Here is a 16950-nt window from a genome sequence, read left to right as displayed (position 1 = left end):
TTGGCACGGAGTTTGCCTAACAGAGGCACGAGCGTGGTGACGCGGGCGCGGGCGAGCAGGAGACGGACGCAAATGGGGCAACACTTCACTTCAACCCATCCGTCCGGGCCTCTCGCGTGTCCAATTTTCGAACACCGGCCAGATGCGCAACGTCGCAATGCCAGGGGTGCGACATGCGGGTGAGCCTGCGCCTGGACGGCGAGCGCGTCCGTGCTTTTCACCTGCTGCTCCTGCGGCGTCTGGCCGAGCTGGCCCCTGTCGAGGTTTCCGTCGACGCCAGGCCGGCCGGGGGCGGCATTCCTGGCGGCGCCACGGCGCTGTTTCAGCTTGAGACGGCCATCCATGGCCTGCCGGCGGACGGGCTGGCCAAGCGCCTGCCGCTTTCGGCTTTGGCGCCCTATCGGACGCAGCCGCCCGCCTCCCCCGACCTGGTGATCGACCTCTGCGGCGACGTCCACCTGGAAGGAACGCGGGTCTGGCGCGTGACCTATGACGGCGCCGCCGGCGAAGCGGCCCTGCTGGCGCTGATCCTCGACGGCCGCACGCCCATCGCCCGCATCGAGGAGAACGGCGCCGCCGTCGCCGAAGGACGCCTGGGCACCGAATATGGCGGCATCGCGCTTGCCTCGTTCCAGGACATGCTGGCGCGCACGGCAAGCCTGATCGTCGCGGCGATGCCCCCCTCGGCAATGAATGGCACGGCGCGCACCGTGCCCGTCCTGCCTGAGCCGGCGCAGGCCGGCGCCTCGCCACGGATACCCTCCACCACCAGGCTTGGCATCAGGGCGGGCAAGGCGCTGGCGCGGCGCATTGTCCAGAAGATCTATCACCTCTGCTACAATGCCCCGCACTGGAAGGTCGGCTGGCGCCAGACCGACGGCCGCGACCTGTTCGACCTGCGCGCCCATCCGGCAACGGGCTGGCAGGTGCTGCCCGACGACGGCAGCCGCTTCTACGCCGATCCGTTTCCGATCCTCCATCAGGGACAGGTAACCCTGTTCGTCGAGGATTATATCCACCGCCTCGGCAAGGCCATCATCTCCGCCGTGCCGTTTGGCCCATCGGGGCCGATCGGACGTCCCGAGCCGGTGCTCGACCTGCCCTACCACCTCTCCTACCCCTTCGTCTTCGAGCGCGACGGCGAGGTCTGGATGGTGCCGGAAAGCTGCGCCAACCGCACGGTCGACCTCTACCGCGCCACCGCCTTCCCCGGCGGCTGGGTCAAGGAAGCGACGCTCCTGTCCGATATCGTCGCCAGCGACGCCACGCTGGTCGAGCATGGCGGCCGCTGGTGGCTGTTCGCCACCGTCCGCGACGGCGGCGGCGCCTTCTCCGATGCGCTCCATCTGTGGTCGGCGCCGGACTTTCGCGGGCCGTGGGCGCCGCACCCCAGGAATCCCGTACTGGTCGACATCGCCTCGGCGCGCCCGGCCGGCCGCATGGTCAAGCGCGGCAACGACCTGCTGCGCCCGGTGCAGGATTGCCGCAGGAGCTACGGCGCGGCCCTCGGCATCGCACGCGTCGCTCACCTTGATGTGAACGGCATGGAGCAGGTTGTCGAGACCATCTTAACCCCAGGCGCGCTATGGAATGGGCGCAAGCTGCACACGCTCAACGAGGCGGGCGGCCTGGAATTCATCGATGGCTCGGCGATCGCGCCGCGCTGGAAACAGGAGAGGCGCCCACCATTAACCTAAACACTGGTTACCACCAGCCACCCGTGCTGGTTGCTTGAGGTTGCTATGGGCCCGGAAGATATTTCCACCAGGGATTGTGGAGACGAAAGATGACTAGCATAGAGGGCGTCGACATACCCCTCGCCGAGGCTCCCCCGGCTGAAGTCGATGTAGCGATCATTGGGGCCGGAATGGCCGGCACCACCCTGGCAACGCTGTTGGGAAACGCCGGCCGCAAGGTGGCGCTGATCGATCCGCACCGCGTCCATCACGACGAGTTCCGGGCCGAGAAGATCGGCGCGAACCAAATGCGGCTGTTCGAGAAGCTCGGTCTCGACAAGATGGTCATGCCTCTCGTCACCCCGTTTACCGACGTCGATGTCTTCCGCCTCGGCCAGTTCTTCGCCCGTGAAAAGAAGTGGGAATACGCATTTTCCTACGGCGCGCTGATCAACGGCCTGCGCGACGCCTTGCCGCCACAGGTGCCACTGACGGTCGGCAAGGTAACCGAGGTCTCGACCGGGCCGGACCGGCAGCGGCTGGTGCTGGCCGACGGTACCGTCATCAATGCCCGCCTGCTGGTGGTGGCCACCGGCTACAGCGAATTGGTGCGGCGCGCCATCGGCGTCGAGCGCATCGAATTGTCGAAGGCGCATTCGCTCTCGATGGGATTCGATCTCGCGGTCGCGCCGCGTGACTGCGCCTATCGCGCCGTCACCTGCTATGGCAAGCGGGCCTCCGACCGCGTCGCCTATCTCACCGTTTTTCCCATCGGCGACAGGATGCGGGCCAACATGTTCGTCTATCGCACCGTCGCCGACCAGTGGACGCGGGATTTCCGCGCCGATCCGCAAAAGATGCTCTGCGAGCTGATGCCCGAAATATCAGCGCAGTGCGGCAACTTCGAAGTGGCGAGCCCCGTCGAGGTCAGACAGGTCAATCTGACCACGACGCAAGGCCATCGCCGCGATGGGGTCGTCTTCATTGGCGATGCCTTCGTGACGACATGCCCGACGCCGGGCGTCGGCATCGGGCGGGTCATGATCGATGTCGATCAGCTCCATTCGGTTCACATTCCGCGCTGGCTGGAAACGCCAGGCATGGCGGCTGACAAGATCGGCGCTTTTTATGACGACCCGGTCAAGGTGGCTTCGGATGAGGAAGGTATGCGGGTGAGCATCTACGCCAAGCGGATCACCACCGAAACAGGGCTGGAATGGCGCGCGCGGCGCCTGCGCAACAACACGGCGCGCCGGCTGATGATCATCGGCCGCAAGGTGCGCCATCTGGGACCAAGGCGGGCGCCCGGCATGGCGTGAGGGACCTCCCCTGTCCCGCCAAAAAGCAAAAGGCGCGATCGAGCGACCGCGCCTTGCACCTCGCCCCATCGGGCGAAAGCGTCGTTCCGGCCCGCTCAGGGCGGCGGGAGCAAACCTGATGATGGGCTCGTCTGGGCCGTGACGGCCGAGAGCCGCTCACGCTTCTGCCAGCTTGGCTTCTCGTATTTCTTCACCGGATAGTGCCCTCCGCGTTGGATACCGCGCCATAAGAAATGCTTCGGCACGCTGTGTCAATTATGCCAGGACAGGCTTTCACAACCTCGCACTGCCTGAACGATCTCCCTCGGAGGCCAGCGGATCCAGGCGGAAGCCCAATTGCTCGACGGCATCGAGGACGCGTTGCGCGTTCTCGGGCTTTACCGTGGTGACGCCGGCCATGACCTTGGAGACAGTGGCGGCCGACACGCCGGCGCGGCTCGCCACGTCGTGGATCGACGGACGCCGCGGCTGGTCCTGCCTGTGTGCCATGGCTCCTCCTCCCGAGGCGCGGCCGGGCGCATTTTCTTGTCCGCCGAGGGCATGAATAGTCGATTTTTCCGAGTTGTAAATCGGTTCACGCGAGGTGATTATTGCCTTGAGTGCGCGGGCCGCGCCGGGAGGAATCATGTCGAACAAGGATTTGCCGCTGGTGATCAGCGCGCCGGAACCACGCACGCTCGAGCTGATCTTCACGCCGCCGCAGCTGGCGCGCTTCAGGGCGAAATACCGCGTCGTCGAAACCACGGCCGATGGCGTCGCCGGGCTGCCGGCCGATGTGCTGGCGCGGGCCCGCTACATCGTCGGCCAGCCGCCGATCGCGCCCGGAACGCTGGACGCCATGCAGGCGCTGCGCTGCGTCTTCAACGTCGAGAGCAACCTCCTCGACAACATGCCTTACGAGACGCTGTTCGCGCGCGGCATCCATGTCGTCACCACCGGCCTCGTCTTCGCCGATCCGGTGGCCGAGCTTGGCCTTGCCATGGCGCTGAACCTTGCCCGCGGCATCGTCGATGCCGACCTCGCCTTCCGGCAAGGCAAGGAGTTGTGGGGCGGCGACGGCAATTTGACGGCGCGGCTTTTGTCGGGCGCCGATGTCGGCATCGTCGGCTTCGGCGATCTCGGCCGCGCGCTGAACCGCCTGCTGTCGGGCTTTCGTACCCGCACCCGGGTCTTCGACCCCTGGCTGCCGCCATCGATCCTGATCGACAATGGCGTCGAGCCGGCCTCGCTCGACGAGGTGCTGTCGCGCAGTGACTTCGTCTTCGTCGTCGCCTCGGTGACCTCCGAGAACCAGGGCTTTCTCGGTGCCGATGCCTTTGCCAAAATGCGCAAGGGCGCCGCCTTCATCCTGCTCAGCCGCGCCGGGGTGGTCGACTTCCCGGCCCTGATGGCGGCGGTGAAAAGCGGCCATATCGTCGCCGCCAGCGATGTCTTTCCGGAAGAACCGCTGGCGCCGGACCATCCCGTGCGCACCCTGCCCGGCTTCCTGCGCTCGGCCCACCGCGCCGGCGCGCTCGACATCGCCTTCAAGCGCATGGGCGACATGGTGCTGGAGGACATGGACCTGATCGACCGCGGCCTGCCGCCGCTGCGCTCCAAGCGGGCCGAGCGCGAGACGGTGTCGAGGATGCGCTCGAAGCCGGTGGACAGGAACTGACGGGAGAGCGGAGAGCGGAACCTTTGCGCGGCGTTTACGTTTCAGAGGTGGATCGTCTCCCATTCGATCCGTTACTCCTCCAATCAAGCCCCGCCAGGCTCCTGCCGGCGGGGTTTCTTTTATCTGGCGATCAAGGCCGCCCGCATGCGTCGCGGAAGACGGGCTTTTCGTCACCATGGAACGATCGCCCCGCTGACAGGTTTTGCAAATGGCCGGGCGGTGGGACGCCCGGTCTACTCCAGAAGGCCCGTCACCTGTCGCGTCGGTGGCGGGCCTTTTCGTTTGCCGCGCTCGCCGCGGCATGCGGAACCTTCCCGACAAAGCGACGTTGGTCCTCGCCGATCAGGCAGACAATTCGCAAAAAGGAACATTCCATGGGAAGCACCAGTGACAAGGCCGCGGGTCTCGCCAATCAGGCTGTAGGCAAGGCCAAGGAAGGTGTCGGCAAGGCCGTCGGCAATGATCGCCTGCGCGCCGAAGGCGAGGCACAGGAAGCCAAGGGCAAGGTCCAGAAGGCTGTCGGCGACGCCAAGTCCGCCGTCAAGGACGCGACCAACAAGACCGCCGCCGCGATCAACAAGAATCTCTGAGAGCTTCTTTGCTCTTGGGACGTTTGGAGGCCGCCGCGCCAACCGGCGGCCTTCTTCACGTCGGCATTTGAAATCGGCGGGGAACACATTGCCCTGCCCGAGATTGAGGAACCAGCGCAGCCCGCGCATTGACCCCTCGAGGACTTCAGTCATGGCCAAGCAAACCTCCAGGCCGGCCGGAACGGCCGCGACCATTCACGATCAGAAACCGCAGCGCGGCGAAGGCGGCGAACTGCACCAGACCGCATCCGGCTCGACGCCGGTGCTGACCACCGCGCAAGGCGGGCCGGTCTCGGACGACCAGAACTCGCTCAAGATCGGCGCCCGTGGCCCGACGGTGCTGGAAGACTTCCATTTCCGCGAAAAGATATTCCATTTCGATCACGAGCGCATTCCCGAGCGCGTCGTCCATGCGCGCGGCTATGGCGCCCACGGTTATTTCGAAACCTATGAATCCCTGGCCAAATACACCCGCGCCGACATCTTCCAGCGCGCCGGCGAGAAGACACCGGCTTTCGTGCGCTTCTCCACGGTCGCCGGCAACAAGGGTTCGGCCGACCTTGCCCGCGACGTGCGCGGCTTCGCCGTCAAGCTCTACACGCGGGAAGGCAACTGGGACATTGTCGGCAACAACATACCGGTGTTCTTCATCCAGGACGCGATCAAGTTTCCCGACCTGATCCACGCCGCGAAGGCCGAACCCAACAGCGATTTCCCGCAGGCACAGACGGCGCACGACAATTTCTGGGACTTCATCTCGCTCACGCCTGAAAGCATGCACATGATCATGTGGGTGATGTCCGACCGCGCCATCCCGCGCTCGCTGCGCTTCATGGAAGGCTTCGGCGTCCACACCTTCAGGCTGCTCAACGCCAAGGACGAATCGACCTTCGTGAAATTCCTCTGGAAGCCGAAGCTCGGCCTCCAGTCGGTCGCCTGGAACGAGGCGGTCAAGATCAACGGCGCCGACCCCGACTTCCATCGCCGCGACCTGTGGGACGCCATCCATGCCGGCAATTTCCCGGAATGGGAACTGCAGCTGCAACTCTTCGACCAGGCGTTCGCCGACAGTTTCGACTTCGACATCCTCGATCCGACGAAACTCATTCCCGAGGAGGTGCTGCCGCCGATCGCGGTCGGCCGCCTGGTGCTCGATCGCATGCCCGACAATTTCTTCGCCGAGACCGAGCAGGTCGCGTTCATGACGCAGAACGTGCCGCCCGGCGTCGATTTCTCCAACGATCCGTTGTTGCAGGGCCGGAATTTCTCCTATCTCGACACGCAGATCAAACGGCTGGGCAGCACCAATTTCACCCACATCCCGATCAACGCGCCGAAATGCCCCTTCCACAATTTCCAGCAGGACGGCCACATGGCGATGCGCAACCCGGTCGGGCGCGCCAACTACCAGCCCAACTCATGGGATGAAGGCCCGCGCGAATCCCCGCAAAAGGGTTTCCGTTCCTTTGCCGAGGTCGAAGCCGGACCGAAGGCACGGCTGCGGTCGGAAACCTTCGCCGACCATTACAGCCAGGCGCGCCAGTTCTACATCAGCCAGGACCCCGTGGAGCAAGGCCATATCGCCGCCGCATTGACCTTCGAACTGAGCAAGGTGCAGACGCCTGTCATCCGCGAGCGCGTCGTTTCCCACCTTCTCAACATCGATGACGGCCTGGCCGGCAAGGTGGCGGATGCGCTCGGCTTGAAAGCCATGCCGAAGCCCGCCGACGCGGCGGTGCCGACGCGCGGGGATCTTCCCGCCTCGGACGCGCTCAGCATCCTCAAGAACGGCCCCGGCCGTTTCGAAGGCCGCAAGCTCGGCATCCTGGTGACCGAGGGAACGGATGCCGGTTTGCTGAATGCCTTGAAGCAGGCGCTGACCAAGGCCGGCGCCAAGTTCGAGATCATCGCGCCGAAGGTCGGCGGCGCCAAGGCGAGCGACGGCGGCTGGATCGACGCGCAGCAGATGATCGCGGGCGCACCGTCGGTTCTTTACGACGCCATCGCGCTCCTTCCGGCAAAACCCGCAATGGCCGACCTGTTGAAGGAATCGACCGCCCGCGACTTTGTCGCCGACGCCTTCGCGCACTGCAAGTTCATCGGCTTCGTCGAAGCGGCGGCACCTCTGCTGGAGAAGGCGGGCGTAGCCGAGGACGAGGCGGTGATCCCGCTTGCATCGGCCAAGGACGTCGCGGGCTTCGTCGCCAGTCTCGGCGACCTGCGCTTGTGGGCGCGCGAACCCAAGGTGAAGCTGGGCTGAAGCCGGTCTTTGGTGACATCAGCTGGAACCGGCTTCCTTCTCGGACATTACATTAGCTGGTCCGATCGGCGGGTTGCCGATCGGGAAGGAGCCCGCCGCCTCCACGGGGATGGCGGGCTCCTTGCATCCTCAGGCGGAGATTTGGGTGGACAAACCTCTCTATGCCCTCGCCGAGTTCTTCTCCAAGCCGCCGGGCTTCTACGTGATGCTGGCCGCCGCCCTTGTCTGCGCGCTGCTCACCAGCGCCACGCTCGGAACCTACATCATATCGATTTCAGCGATGTGCCTGACAGGCGTGGTCCTGATCCAGAACTACCGAGACACCTCGGCCATGCAGGCGAAACTCAACGAGATAATCGTCGCCCTGGACGCCGCCCGCAACGAGGTGGTGGGGCTTGAACATGCTTCGCCCGCAGCCATCGACGCAGAGCTGAAAGACATAGAGAACAGGGCCTCGGCCGCGTCCTCACGCGAGGTTCAAGGAGGCTAGAGCAATTCCAGGAAAAGTGTGAAACGGTTTTCCGTCCGAGTTGCGTTAAAACAATGAGTTAGAGCAGTTCGCCGTTTCCGTGAAACGGTGAAATGCTCTAGCCCCTTTCCGCCTTTGCCGTCTTGGCCCGCTCGCAGGCGGAGCGAAATTCCTCCACCTCCCGCTCCGTGAGATGCTCGATCCCGATAAAGTCATTCTTGCCCATACCGGACCGTATGAGTTCGTCCAGCTTGGCCTGGATGGCCGCGCCATCCCGGTTCTGGGTGTTCTGGATGAGAAAGACCATCAGGAACGTGATGATCGTGGTTCCGGTGTTGATGATGAGCTGCCAGGTCTCGGAATAGTGGAAGACCGGACCGGTCGCCGCCCAGATCAACACCGATGCCAGGCACAGGGCGAAGGCCGAAGGTCTGCCGGCGGCCCGGGCGACCGCGCCGGCCATGCGGTTGAACGTTTTTTCCATGCGGGAGCTTTCGAAAGGTTGGAGGAACTTCGCCACAACTTCCCCGTCGACCCCCGGTTCCGGGCAATGAGTTCGTTTTCGTCCCATCCTTCCGGGACATTCTTCCCAAGACGCGCACCTGGCTGCATCGAAGGAGAATTCCCTTGGCCGACCGCCGCCGGACAAACCGGATTGAACGCGCCACCCGCGAATCTCAATCCATCATTGCCGGAAAACGTCGGGCGCGTGAGGCCAAGACTGCTCGGCCGCGGACACAGCGGCTCTCTTCCGACGGACCAACTCCGGCCCAATCCGCCGGCTCGAAGCCCAGGAACGCCGCCCCCAAATCTTCACAAAAAATCATCGACGCCGACTGACGCCGCGCGGGTCCTCTTCGGCGGACGGCAAAGCCTACTTGGCCACAATCCAGTCCAGAACGTCCGGGTCGATCTCGTCAATGCCGGTCAATTCGCGCACCAGCTCCTCGGCGTGCATTCGCCATTGCTGTTCGGCAATGCGATTTTCCACGACCGATTTCCTGAAGGCGCCGCGAAGAATCTCGCAGTCCAGGGCGGATATATTCTTGCTTGAATGGTTGTCAGCCATTTTAGCCTCCGCATTGGTGGCGGTAGCACCTGATTTGGCTTCCAAGCGTCCGGATGCCGTGAAAGGCGGACGACCGGGGGACTTTACGCCTCCATGCGGCAATGGCGAGTCAATTCATCATGGGGAACGTTGCAACCACTCGGTGGTTGTAGCGTGAGGAGGGCTGCCCGTGTCAAACCAACCCAGCGTTGTCGAGACCTTGCGGATCGTCAGGGGATTTTTGATCCTCGCGCGAAAGGCGGTCATCGATGCGCACCATATCGAAGCCATCATCGAGATCGATACGCTGATGCAGGTCGCGCAGGCGGAGACCGACAGGCGCATTGCCGTCCTCGAACGGGCGGCGGCATCAAAGACATAGGTGCCGCGCGCGATCCCCGAGGGCACGGCGCGAGCCCATGCCCCTGGACGGTTGCCGGACCAGCGCAGCCGTCGAACAGTGCAAGGGCCTATTGGCCAAAGGTCCCATTCGCGTCAGCGCCATGGTGTGAGAGATTGATAAAATATAAGCAATTGCTTGAATAGTGGTCCGAACGGCTGTCGAGAGGCGTGTCGTGCCAATCCGCAGGAATCTTGCCGAGAATCTCCGACGGCTGTCGAGCAGCCATGCGTCGGTGGCCGCCGTATGCCGCGGGCTGAACATGAACCGCACCCAGTTCGACCGCTATTTACAGGGCAAGAGCGTGCCCAACCGGGCGACGGCCAAGCTGATCTGTGACTATTTCCGGATCGACGAGGATGAATTGTACCGTGCGCCGGAAGCGCCCGAGCCAGCGGACGCGGGCCTGTCACCAATCCACCGGATGCTTTACGAGAACATGGTGCGCGGCCCGTCCCCCGCCCTCGCCGGCGGCACCTATTTCACCTATTTCGCGGTTCCGGACCGCCCCGACCTTGTGATGCGGTCGGTCACCTTCGTGCGGCGCGAGGCCGAGCGCGTGACCTTCAGGCGCGTGACCCGATGGGCCGAAGGCCATCGCCAGGGTGGAGCGCGGGTGCCGGGCTGGCACTATGGCGTGGCGGTGTCGCGGCTGAACTGGATTTATTTCGCCGGCATCAACCGCCGCCAGACACGCGAACCGTCGATCGTGGCCGTGCAATGGGCGCCTTACTCGGAGCCGGTTCTGGTCGGCAACGCCTTTGTCCTGACCGGAGCTGGACCGCTCTGCGTAAAGGTCATCATGCGCCAGGAGGTCCGCGGGATCAGCCTGCGGCAGGCGCTACGCATGTCCGGCGTCGTCAGCCTCGACGACCCGCGCCTCGACCAGCTCGTGGCAAGCCTTGCGCGCGAGGGCTAGAGCAATTCCAGGAAAAGTGTGAGCGGTTTTGCCGGGACAAGCGCGTAGAGCTTGCCCTTGGGAAATGCGTCAAAACAAAGAGTTAGAGCGGTTCGCCGTTTCCGCGAAACGGTGAAATGCTCTAGAGTGCTGTCCCGGGTCAATTGGCCCGGAGCAACAAGGGTTCGCGATGCTCAGCAGTTTCGACTATGGCGGCAAGGAAGCCGACACCGTGCACGCGCTGGAGGAGGACATCATCTTCGGCCGGCTGGCGCCCGGCACGCGCCTGGTCGAGGATGTGCTCCTGGCGCGCTTCCCGGTTTCGCGCCACTCGATCCGCCAGGCGCTCTACCAGTTGGAGAGGCTGGGCATCGTCACGCGCGAGCGCAACAAGGGCGCCATGGTGCGCCGGCTCTCACCCGAGGAGGTGCGGCAGATCTATGAAGTGCGCGAAATGCTGCAGCGCCAGGCGGCACTGATGATCCCCCTGCCGGCCAGCGACGCGCTGATTGCCGAACTGACCGAGATCCACCGCATCTACAGCGGCCATGTCGACGCAGGCCACCTCAGGGGCATCCACGAGACCAATGACCGTTTCCACCTCACCATGTTCTCGGCCTGCGGCAACGCCTATCTCGTCTCGTCGATCGAACATTACATGCGCCTCAGCCTGCCGGTGCGGGCCAACTCGCTGGCCGACCGGGAAAAACTCGACATCTCCCGGCAACACCACTTGATGATGATCGAGGCGCTGAAGCGCAGGGACAATTGGGTGCTGGCGCAGCTCTGCGTCGACCATCTGCAGCCGAGCAAGGCGTTCTATCTCCAGGAGATCGAAGCGGCACCGGCGGGCAGCGACGCCGGCTAGGGCAATTCCGGGAAAAGTGTGAAACAGCCTTCCCTGGAAAAGCGCGACAGACCGGCCCGAACAACAGCCCTGCCGGTGGGGCCTTTTTTCAGCGTCCGCCAGGGAACAATCACGGGGCCGGGAAATTCTGAAATTGGCCTGATGCTGCTGCGGCCGGCCCTCTAGCGCACCCGCGTTTCGCGTCGGCAGTGCACTGTCGTCATGCGGCAAGAGTATTTTTATGCAGTCTTACGGCAAAAATCAGGAAAAATTTCAAGATTTTTAGAATACGTTTGCAAAATCAAGCGCGCCTCGCGCCATAAACCGGAACTTTACCAAAATTCTTCCGTTAAGACATTGATCGTTGCTTAGACGGTCACGAAGCAACAGGGAAGGATCCTATCATGAATATCAAGATCATCTGTCTTGGCGCCATGGCGCTTTCAATGGCCGCCGGCTCTGCTTTCGCGGGCGGCAGCACTGGTACATCCGCTCTCGACGACCCGGCCAAGATGCAGCCCTTCTACACGGATTCCAGCATGAAGACGCTGCGCGGCAATGACGATTTCGTCAAGGCCTGGAAGGCGCTGACGCCGGGCGACCAGGCGTCGATAAAGACGGCTTGCGCGGACGAGGCCAAGAACGCCACTCCCGCCAATTCCCATCCGGAATTCTGCAGCAGCGTGAAATTGAACGGCGGCAGCTGATAGCTTGCCCTCCATTGAAAAACAGCCCCGTTGCGGGGCTGTTTTGTGATGGCGGGCTGCCGAAGAGTCGAGGTACCCGACAACGGTGCGCCTCGCCGCCTGCGAGCGGCGAAGCCCACCCGGGCTTAGACGGGCGTTCCCGATGGCGCGGCGATCGCGGTAACGCGGGAAAGTTGCTCGCGCTTCACGAGCACCGGCTTTTCGTAGGTCTTCTTCATCATGATATCCCCTTGCCCAAGTGACGAGCCGGGATCGCATCGCCGCCGCATCGCGTCAAGCAATGGCCAGACACGGTTCCGTGATCGACCGCGCGGCCTTCGCACGCCTTGAGTCTCCCGTCTCCTTTTTCTGGCCATGTTGCACTGCGAAAAACTTGCTGCATTGCGATAACGGCCTGCCCGGCCGAGAGTGGCGGGCGCTGGGCAGGGTTGTTGGGCTTGGGGGCAAGAAGGAGGCCTCGTGGCGGCATCATTCCGTCCAGACATACAGGGGTTGCGCGCGCTGGCCGTCGGCGGCGTCGTTGCCTATCATTTCGGCCTCACGGCCCTGCCCGGCGGCTTTGCCGGCGTCGACATCTTCTTCGTCATTTCCGGTTGGCTGATCACGACGCATCTGATGGGCGAGATCACCAGGACCGGCCGGCTCGACCTCTGGCGCTTCTACGCCCGGCGCGCCCGGCGGCTGCTGCCGGCCGCCCTGTTCGTCATCCTGGCGACGCTTGGCGCGGGCTATTTCATCCTCGCGCCGCAGGAGCAGGCGCTCTATTCGCGCGGCGCCATGTATGCCTCGGCCTACACCATCAATCTGTGGCTGCTGCGCTGGTCGTTCGACTATTTCGCCGCCGATGCCTTGAGCAACCCCTTCATCCATTTCTGGTCGCTGTCGGTGGAGGAGCAGTTCTATCTCGTCTGGCCGGCGCTGCTGCTCTTCGCCGCCTGGCTGCACCGGGGCAAGCGCATGGCGGTGGTGGTGATCGGCGTCGCCGGCCTCGCCTCCTTCGCCGCCTGCCTGTGGCTCACCAGCCTTTCGCCGGCCTGGGCCTTCTACTTCTCGCCGCTGCGCGCCTGGGAGTTCGCCGCTGGCGGCCTGGCGACGCTGGTGCCGGCGGCCTTGTGGCAGCGCCGGCCATGGCTGCGCGCGGCGCAGGGCTGGATCGGCCTGGCGCTGATCGCGGCGGCCTATCTCACCTTGACCGAAGACCTGCCCTTCCCCGGCTGGTACGCGATTCTCCCGGTGGCCGGCACGGTGCTGGTGCTCTTGAGCGGCGCCGGCGAAGAACGCGACGCGGCGGCAGCCAGCCCGGCCGGCTGGCAGGCGCTGGCGCCCGTTTCCCTGCTTTCGCTGCCGCCCCTGCAATGGATCGGCACGCTCTCCTATTCGCTCTATCTCTGGCATTGGCCTGTCATCGTCTATGCCGGGATGCTGGCGCCGGACCTCACCACCCCGCAGCGCCTCGGCTGCGCCGCGCTGGCGCTGGCGCTGGCGTTCCTCACCTACCACCTGATCGAGAACCCGGCGCGCCTCGGTGGCGGGCTGATGGCCGGCGCTCGAGCGCTCGCCCCCGCCCTGGCGCTGACCGGCGTGGGCGTGGCCGTGGCCTATGCCAACGCGCATCTGGCCACGCGCAACATCGACCCCGCCCAGCGCGGCATCGAACAGGCCGCCGAACAGCCCTCCATCGCGCGCGCCACCGACAAGAACTGCCTGCTCGATTTCCACACGGTGAAGCCCAAACCCTGCACGTTCGGCCCGGCGGACGCCGCCCACACCGTCGTGCTGTTCGGCGACTCGCATGCCGATCACTGGTCGACGCCGCTGGTCGAGGCCGCGAGCCGCAACGACACCAAGGTGGTCACCTATCTAAAATCCTCCTGCCGCGCCTCGCGGCTCTCCACTTTCAACACGGTGCTGAAGCGCGACTACACCGAATGCGACGCCTGGCGCGAACAGGCGATAGCGGAAATCATCCGCCGCAAGCCGCGCCTGGTGGTGATCTCGGAATTCTCGATCGGCAATCTGACGCGCGACATGACCGCCGCCGGCCGCAAGCAGGAAACCGCGCGCTGGCAGGCCGGCCTGCGCTCCACCTTGCAGGCCTTCAGCCAGGCCGGCGTCGAGACGGCGGTCATCCGCGACACGCCGATCGGCGACAGCTTCGCCGATTCCTGCGTGGCCCGCGCGCTGTGGTGGCGCGAGGCTCCCTCGCGCTGCGACACGCCGAGGGCCCAGGCCGCCAATGACGGCACCGCCGCGCAAGAGCGCGCCGTGGTGAAAAGCGTGCCCGACACGCTCTATGTCGACCTCACCGACCGCTTCTGCGGCCCGACCGAGTGCCACGTCTTCATCGGCGGCAAACTGGCCTTCCGCGACCGGCATCACCTGGCGACGGCCTTCGCCGAGACGCTGGAAGGACCGCTGGAGAAGGCGCTGTTCTAGGGGTTAGCTTCTTCGCTCACCGGGGGGCAAAACTTGGCCCGCGAAGCGGACGAAAAGCCAATTGCTTGGCTTTTCGAACGGCGAACGCCGGCAGGCAGATGAGGGGCCGCGCGGCAACCAAATATAGATTCAAGATCTAAGACGATAGTCGGCCCCAGAAACGCTACTCGACGTTTTCGCCCTGCTGGATTGACGACGCGTCGACAATCTTTGGCAGATTTTCAGCAAGCGCCAAGACTGTCGAAGCTGCGCCTCTTGCCGCCACTCGGCGGAATTCGTCTAGGTATTCTCCGATGCCGTCGTCCTTTTCCTTGCTCGCCTGCATGCTCTTAATCGCGTGCTCGGCCCCAAGCAGAAGGATGCGCATACCGAGGATGTATTTCTCTGTCACGACGTCGCGTGCGACACCGCTGAGCCCCTTGCGGTACTTCAGATGGTATGCGTTGTCGTAGTTGATCATGTAGACACTTTCCGTGCCCAGATCTTCGATCATGCCACCGTCGTTTTCGTTGAAACCTTCTGGCCACTCAGCGGAATCGTATCCAGGAATCTCACGACCATCCTGAGTGAGAAGTCGGCACTTCGGTAATCCGTGCGTTGGGGCGTCCTCGCCCTTTCCTGGCTTGCTGTCGCCAGCGCTGGCATTTTTGACTATCTTCGGCTTCTTCACCCCCTTTCGCTCCACATCATCGACTTCAGCGACCACTTTCACTCGTACCGCCTCAGACTGCACAGGCGCCGGCATCGCTTCGTCCATCATTGAAATCCGGAACGAGAAGGTATCGTCTACAGCGACAGTTTCCTTATCCGGACTTAAATAGAGTGCGATACGCCCGTCTTGCAGATGCTCGCGGACGGCGAACTTCTTACGGATCTCTTCATCCAGAATGACCTTGCCGGGGTTGTCGGTCCGCTGGAGATAATCATTCGCCGCATCGGTGCGGGCACCGATAGGCCGGCTACGGCCCATCGGGATCTCTAGAATATTGGCCTCAAACTTTTCTTCAAGGCGGACGAACGTCGGGCTGTAGAGCCCTTCGAACTTCTCCTTAACACCACTTTCCTTTCCGCCGGGCTTGGATCCGCCGCTGGCAGGCAATCTGATCGACGGGTCGCGGCTCGACAGCAGGCCTGCCAGACTAGGATCTCGATCCACGAGTTTCTGGAACAGAGAGTTACTTTCCGTCTTAGAAGCCCGCTCAAGTTCCTCGGCGGCTACCTTCTTCTGCAGGTCGCCGAGAGCTTCCGACTCCTTGATGGTCCTCGTCACCAGATCAACATAGGTTTCGCCGTCCTGCGTACTGCTTAAGTGCTCGCGGTCACCCTTCCACACTTCATTGTGAGCAGCGAAGGTAAGGTTGCTAGCATCTACGATGACGACGATACGATCCTTTAACGCGGGAAATCCACATGTAGTCGAAAGATAGCCTCGGGTCTGTTTGAACTGGACCTGACCGTTGACGGCGTGGAAGACGCGGTTATTTGAGTTGTTGGGCTTGAGCCATCCAGGCAACTCGCGCTTCAATGGGATCGCGCTGATAGTTACCGTTCCAAGGCGGGGATCGGAAAACTTCCCAACGAAGATTTTGGCCTCGCCAGATGCATCGTCCTCGTCATCAAGCCCCTCTTCCTTATGGGAGTTGAGAAGCAAGAACTCCATTCCGTAAAAAGGGCGAGGGTCGACCCCCAATGCTCGGTCGCCACCGCGCTTGGGATCCGGTTTTTGCCGGAGATCAAGGATACGGAAGGGAAGAATAGTCTCCACAAGGTTCTCGTTAAGTGCGTCCCGAGAGCCCTTGAAACTCATGAAGCGAGAACCAACCTGATAGTCGTAGAGTTTCACAATCGTTCCCGATTCCAGATGCATACGGTCGTAACGTTTCTTCTCGACAGTATGGAACGGATAAAGTTGAGCTGCATCGAATCGCGCCATCTTGCCGCCAGGTGGCACAAAGTATTCCGCTACTGGCATGCGGTCGGGATCAGTCGGACGCCGACGCATTATGGTCCAGCCCCAAGGACCTTTCTTGTCGAATCGGCGTGAAACGATCAGCTTATACCAGTGGCGCCCGCAGTAGCGCAGAACGCCCGATGATCCCATGTTGAACTTGCCCTGGACGAAATTGATCGCCTTTTTGTTGCCAGCGCTCAGCGACAGGAAAGTGCTCTCGAAATCGTCCGGATTCTGCCCCTCGCCGTTGTCCGCAAACGTGTAACAGGGAAGCCCCTCCGACTTGGACTTCGCGCCGGTGATACCGATTGCGAGATTATTCTGGGCAAAGGTTTTCAACCAAGGATCATTAGCGGCAAGATTGACGAGTTTGCCGCCGTGCATTTTTTGAACAAGCTCGTCGACGGCATCGTACATTGTATTCGGCGCCGACTTGCCCTTTGGATCGATGTTCTTCTGATACGCATGCTTCAGCAAGACTGCGTCGACCATGTTGGTCATCAGTTCGGTTAGGGCCTTACCGCCGTCGCTTGCCTGGTTCGACGTGACATTGAAGTTCGTCTCTCGCCCGTCTAGGGGGTGCCAGTTCCTCGCGTCCCGCATTTCCGGGATCTCGGCCAAAATCTTGTCAACTTCGGCCTCAGATTCCGTTCCCAATAACGCAAGGCAAATCTTCTTTGAATCCATAGACT

17 protein-coding genes are annotated in these 16950 nt (G+C 63.0%); 12 read left to right on the top strand and 5 right to left on the bottom strand.

All coding sequences use genetic code 11. The features are described from left to right. Nucleotides 1-173: 173 nt before the first annotated feature. Together EB230_RS14370 and EB230_RS14365 are read left to right on the top strand one after the other, a co-directional pair. Nucleotides 174-1697, top strand: a complete 1524-nt coding sequence (locus EB230_RS14370; protein WP_172372842.1) for a formyl transferase — start codon at nt 174-176, stop codon at nt 1695-1697. Between the two features lie 89 nt (nt 1698-1786). After that, nucleotides 1787-2995: an NAD(P)/FAD-dependent oxidoreductase gene (locus EB230_RS14365; protein ID WP_056571106.1), complete on the top strand. Its 1209-nt coding sequence runs from the start codon at nt 1787-1789 to the stop codon at nt 2993-2995. 273 nt (nt 2996-3268) lie between these two features. Here EB230_RS14365 and EB230_RS14360 read toward each other — a convergent pair whose 3' ends face one another. Then, the gene (locus EB230_RS14360) at nt 3269-3484 is read right to left on the bottom strand and encodes a LacI family DNA-binding transcriptional regulator (RefSeq protein ID WP_246738958.1); all 216 of its coding nucleotides are present in this window, start codon (nt 3482-3484) and stop codon (nt 3269-3271) included. A 136-nt stretch (nt 3485-3620) separates the two neighbouring features. On the opposite strand from EB230_RS14360, the gene EB230_RS14355 reads away from it, so the two are divergent. The 4 genes from EB230_RS14355 to EB230_RS14340 all read left to right on the top strand — a co-directional run bounded on the left by EB230_RS14355 (nt 3621) and on the right by EB230_RS14340 (nt 7992). Then, nucleotides 3621-4652, top strand: a complete 1032-nt coding sequence (locus EB230_RS14355) for a hydroxyacid dehydrogenase (protein ID WP_056571104.1) — start codon at nt 3621-3623, stop codon at nt 4650-4652. 374 nt (nt 4653-5026) lie between these two features. Further along, on the top strand, nt 5027-5242 hold the full coding sequence (locus tag EB230_RS14350) for a CsbD family protein (protein ID WP_172372840.1): 216 nt from the start codon (nt 5027-5029) through the stop codon (nt 5240-5242). A gap of 151 nt (nt 5243-5393) precedes the next feature. Then, on the top strand, nt 5394-7502 hold the full coding sequence (locus tag EB230_RS14345; protein WP_056571100.1) for a catalase: 2109 nt from the start codon (nt 5394-5396) through the stop codon (nt 7500-7502). A 145-nt stretch (nt 7503-7647) separates the two neighbouring features. After that, nucleotides 7648-7992, top strand: coding sequence for a low affinity iron permease family protein (locus EB230_RS14340; protein ID WP_056572079.1), 345 nt, complete (start codon nt 7648-7650; stop codon nt 7990-7992). 97 nt (nt 7993-8089) lie between these two features. Here the strand turns inward: EB230_RS14340 and EB230_RS14335 are convergent, their stop codons facing one another. Further along, on the bottom strand, nt 8090-8455 hold the full coding sequence (locus EB230_RS14335) for a low affinity iron permease family protein (protein WP_056571098.1): 366 nt from the start codon (nt 8453-8455) through the stop codon (nt 8090-8092). A gap of 143 nt (nt 8456-8598) precedes the next feature. Between EB230_RS14335 and EB230_RS14330 the strand changes: the two genes are divergently transcribed. Then, nucleotides 8599-8811 (top strand): hypothetical protein, encoded by a 213-nt coding sequence (locus EB230_RS14330; RefSeq protein ID WP_172372838.1) that lies wholly within the window; start codon nt 8599-8601, stop codon nt 8809-8811. A 34-nt stretch (nt 8812-8845) separates the two neighbouring features. Here the strand turns inward: EB230_RS14330 and EB230_RS14325 are convergent, their stop codons facing one another. Continuing rightward, the gene (locus EB230_RS14325; protein ID WP_056571097.1) at nt 8846-9040 is read right to left on the bottom strand and encodes a hypothetical protein; all 195 of its coding nucleotides are present in this window, start codon (nt 9038-9040) and stop codon (nt 8846-8848) included. Nucleotides 9041-9209: 169 nt separating this feature from the next. Here EB230_RS14325 and EB230_RS14320 point away from each other — a divergent pair, with 169 nt between their 5' ends. The 4 genes from EB230_RS14320 (at nt 9210) to EB230_RS14305 (ending at nt 11871) form a co-directional block, all read left to right on the top strand. Continuing rightward, nucleotides 9210-9401, top strand: a complete 192-nt coding sequence (locus tag EB230_RS14320) for a hypothetical protein (RefSeq protein WP_155772437.1) — start codon at nt 9210-9212, stop codon at nt 9399-9401. Between the two features lie 193 nt (nt 9402-9594). After that, nucleotides 9595-10338, top strand: coding sequence for a helix-turn-helix transcriptional regulator (locus EB230_RS14315; RefSeq protein WP_172372836.1), 744 nt, complete (start codon nt 9595-9597; stop codon nt 10336-10338). Between the two features lie 169 nt (nt 10339-10507). Further along, entirely contained in the window at nt 10508-11185 is a 678-nt protein-coding gene (locus EB230_RS14310; protein ID WP_056571095.1) for a GntR family transcriptional regulator, read from the top strand. A 383-nt stretch (nt 11186-11568) separates the two neighbouring features. Continuing rightward, complete coding sequence (locus EB230_RS14305) at nt 11569-11871, top strand: hypothetical protein (protein ID WP_065005281.1); 303 nt, start codon at nt 11569-11571, stop codon at nt 11869-11871. 125 nt (nt 11872-11996) lie between these two features. Here EB230_RS14305 and EB230_RS32460 read toward each other — a convergent pair whose 3' ends face one another. After that, a complete protein-coding gene (locus EB230_RS32460) occupies nt 11997-12092 on the bottom strand; it encodes a putative RiPP precursor (RefSeq protein ID WP_244494069.1) in 96 nt (31 codons plus the stop codon). A gap of 238 nt (nt 12093-12330) precedes the next feature. Between EB230_RS32460 and EB230_RS14300 the strand changes: the two genes are divergently transcribed. Next, on the top strand, nt 12331-14307 hold the full coding sequence (locus EB230_RS14300; RefSeq protein ID WP_172372834.1) for an acyltransferase family protein: 1977 nt from the start codon (nt 12331-12333) through the stop codon (nt 14305-14307). A gap of 163 nt (nt 14308-14470) precedes the next feature. On the opposite strand, the gene EB230_RS14295 is transcribed toward EB230_RS14300, so the two are convergent. Beyond that, nucleotides 14471-16945 carry a hypothetical protein gene (locus tag EB230_RS14295; RefSeq protein ID WP_172372832.1) on the bottom strand — a complete coding sequence of 825 codons (2475 nt, stop codon included), beginning with the start codon at nt 16943-16945 and terminating at the stop codon, nt 14471-14473. Nucleotides 16946-16950: the final 5 nt, after the last annotated feature.

Origin of the sequence: Mesorhizobium sp. NZP2234 (assembly GCF_013170765.1) — a bacterium.
In the GTDB taxonomy this organism is placed as follows: Bacteria; Pseudomonadota; Alphaproteobacteria; order Rhizobiales; family Rhizobiaceae; genus Mesorhizobium; species Mesorhizobium loti_D.
The sequence above is the reverse complement of the archived record's forward strand: the minus strand, read 5'-3'. Positions and strand labels throughout refer to the sequence as shown.

Excerpts from the sequence above, each read along its gene's own strand:
- EB230_RS14345 (WP_056571100.1), top strand. The coding sequence starts at position 5,394 with ATGGCCAAGCAAACCTCCAGGCCGGCCGGAACGGCCGCGACCATTCAC.
- EB230_RS14310 (WP_056571095.1), top strand. The coding sequence starts at position 10,508 with ATGCTCAGCAGTTTCGACTATGGCGGCAAGGAAGCCGACACCGTGCAC.
- EB230_RS14360 (WP_246738958.1), bottom strand. The coding sequence starts at position 3,484 with ATGGCACACAGGCAGGACCAGCCGCGGCGTCCGTCGATCCACGACGTG.
- EB230_RS32460 (WP_244494069.1), bottom strand. The coding sequence starts at position 12,092 with ATGATGAAGAAGACCTACGAAAAGCCGGTGCTCGTGAAGCGCGAGCAA.
- EB230_RS14370 (WP_172372842.1), top strand. The coding sequence starts at position 174 with ATGCGGGTGAGCCTGCGCCTGGACGGCGAGCGCGTCCGTGCTTTTCAC.
- EB230_RS14325 (WP_056571097.1), bottom strand. The coding sequence starts at position 9,040 with ATGGCTGACAACCATTCAAGCAAGAATATATCCGCCCTGGACTGCGAG.
- EB230_RS14365 (WP_056571106.1), top strand. The coding sequence starts at position 1,787 with ATGACTAGCATAGAGGGCGTCGACATACCCCTCGCCGAGGCTCCCCCG.
- EB230_RS14350 (WP_172372840.1), top strand. The coding sequence starts at position 5,027 with ATGGGAAGCACCAGTGACAAGGCCGCGGGTCTCGCCAATCAGGCTGTA.
- EB230_RS14335 (WP_056571098.1), bottom strand. The coding sequence starts at position 8,455 with ATGGAAAAAACGTTCAACCGCATGGCCGGCGCGGTCGCCCGGGCCGCC.
- EB230_RS14355 (WP_056571104.1), top strand. The coding sequence starts at position 3,621 with ATGTCGAACAAGGATTTGCCGCTGGTGATCAGCGCGCCGGAACCACGC.
- EB230_RS14295 (WP_172372832.1), bottom strand. The coding sequence starts at position 16,945 with ATGGATTCAAAGAAGATTTGCCTTGCGTTATTGGGAACGGAATCTGAG.
- EB230_RS14305 (WP_065005281.1), top strand. The coding sequence starts at position 11,569 with ATGAATATCAAGATCATCTGTCTTGGCGCCATGGCGCTTTCAATGGCC.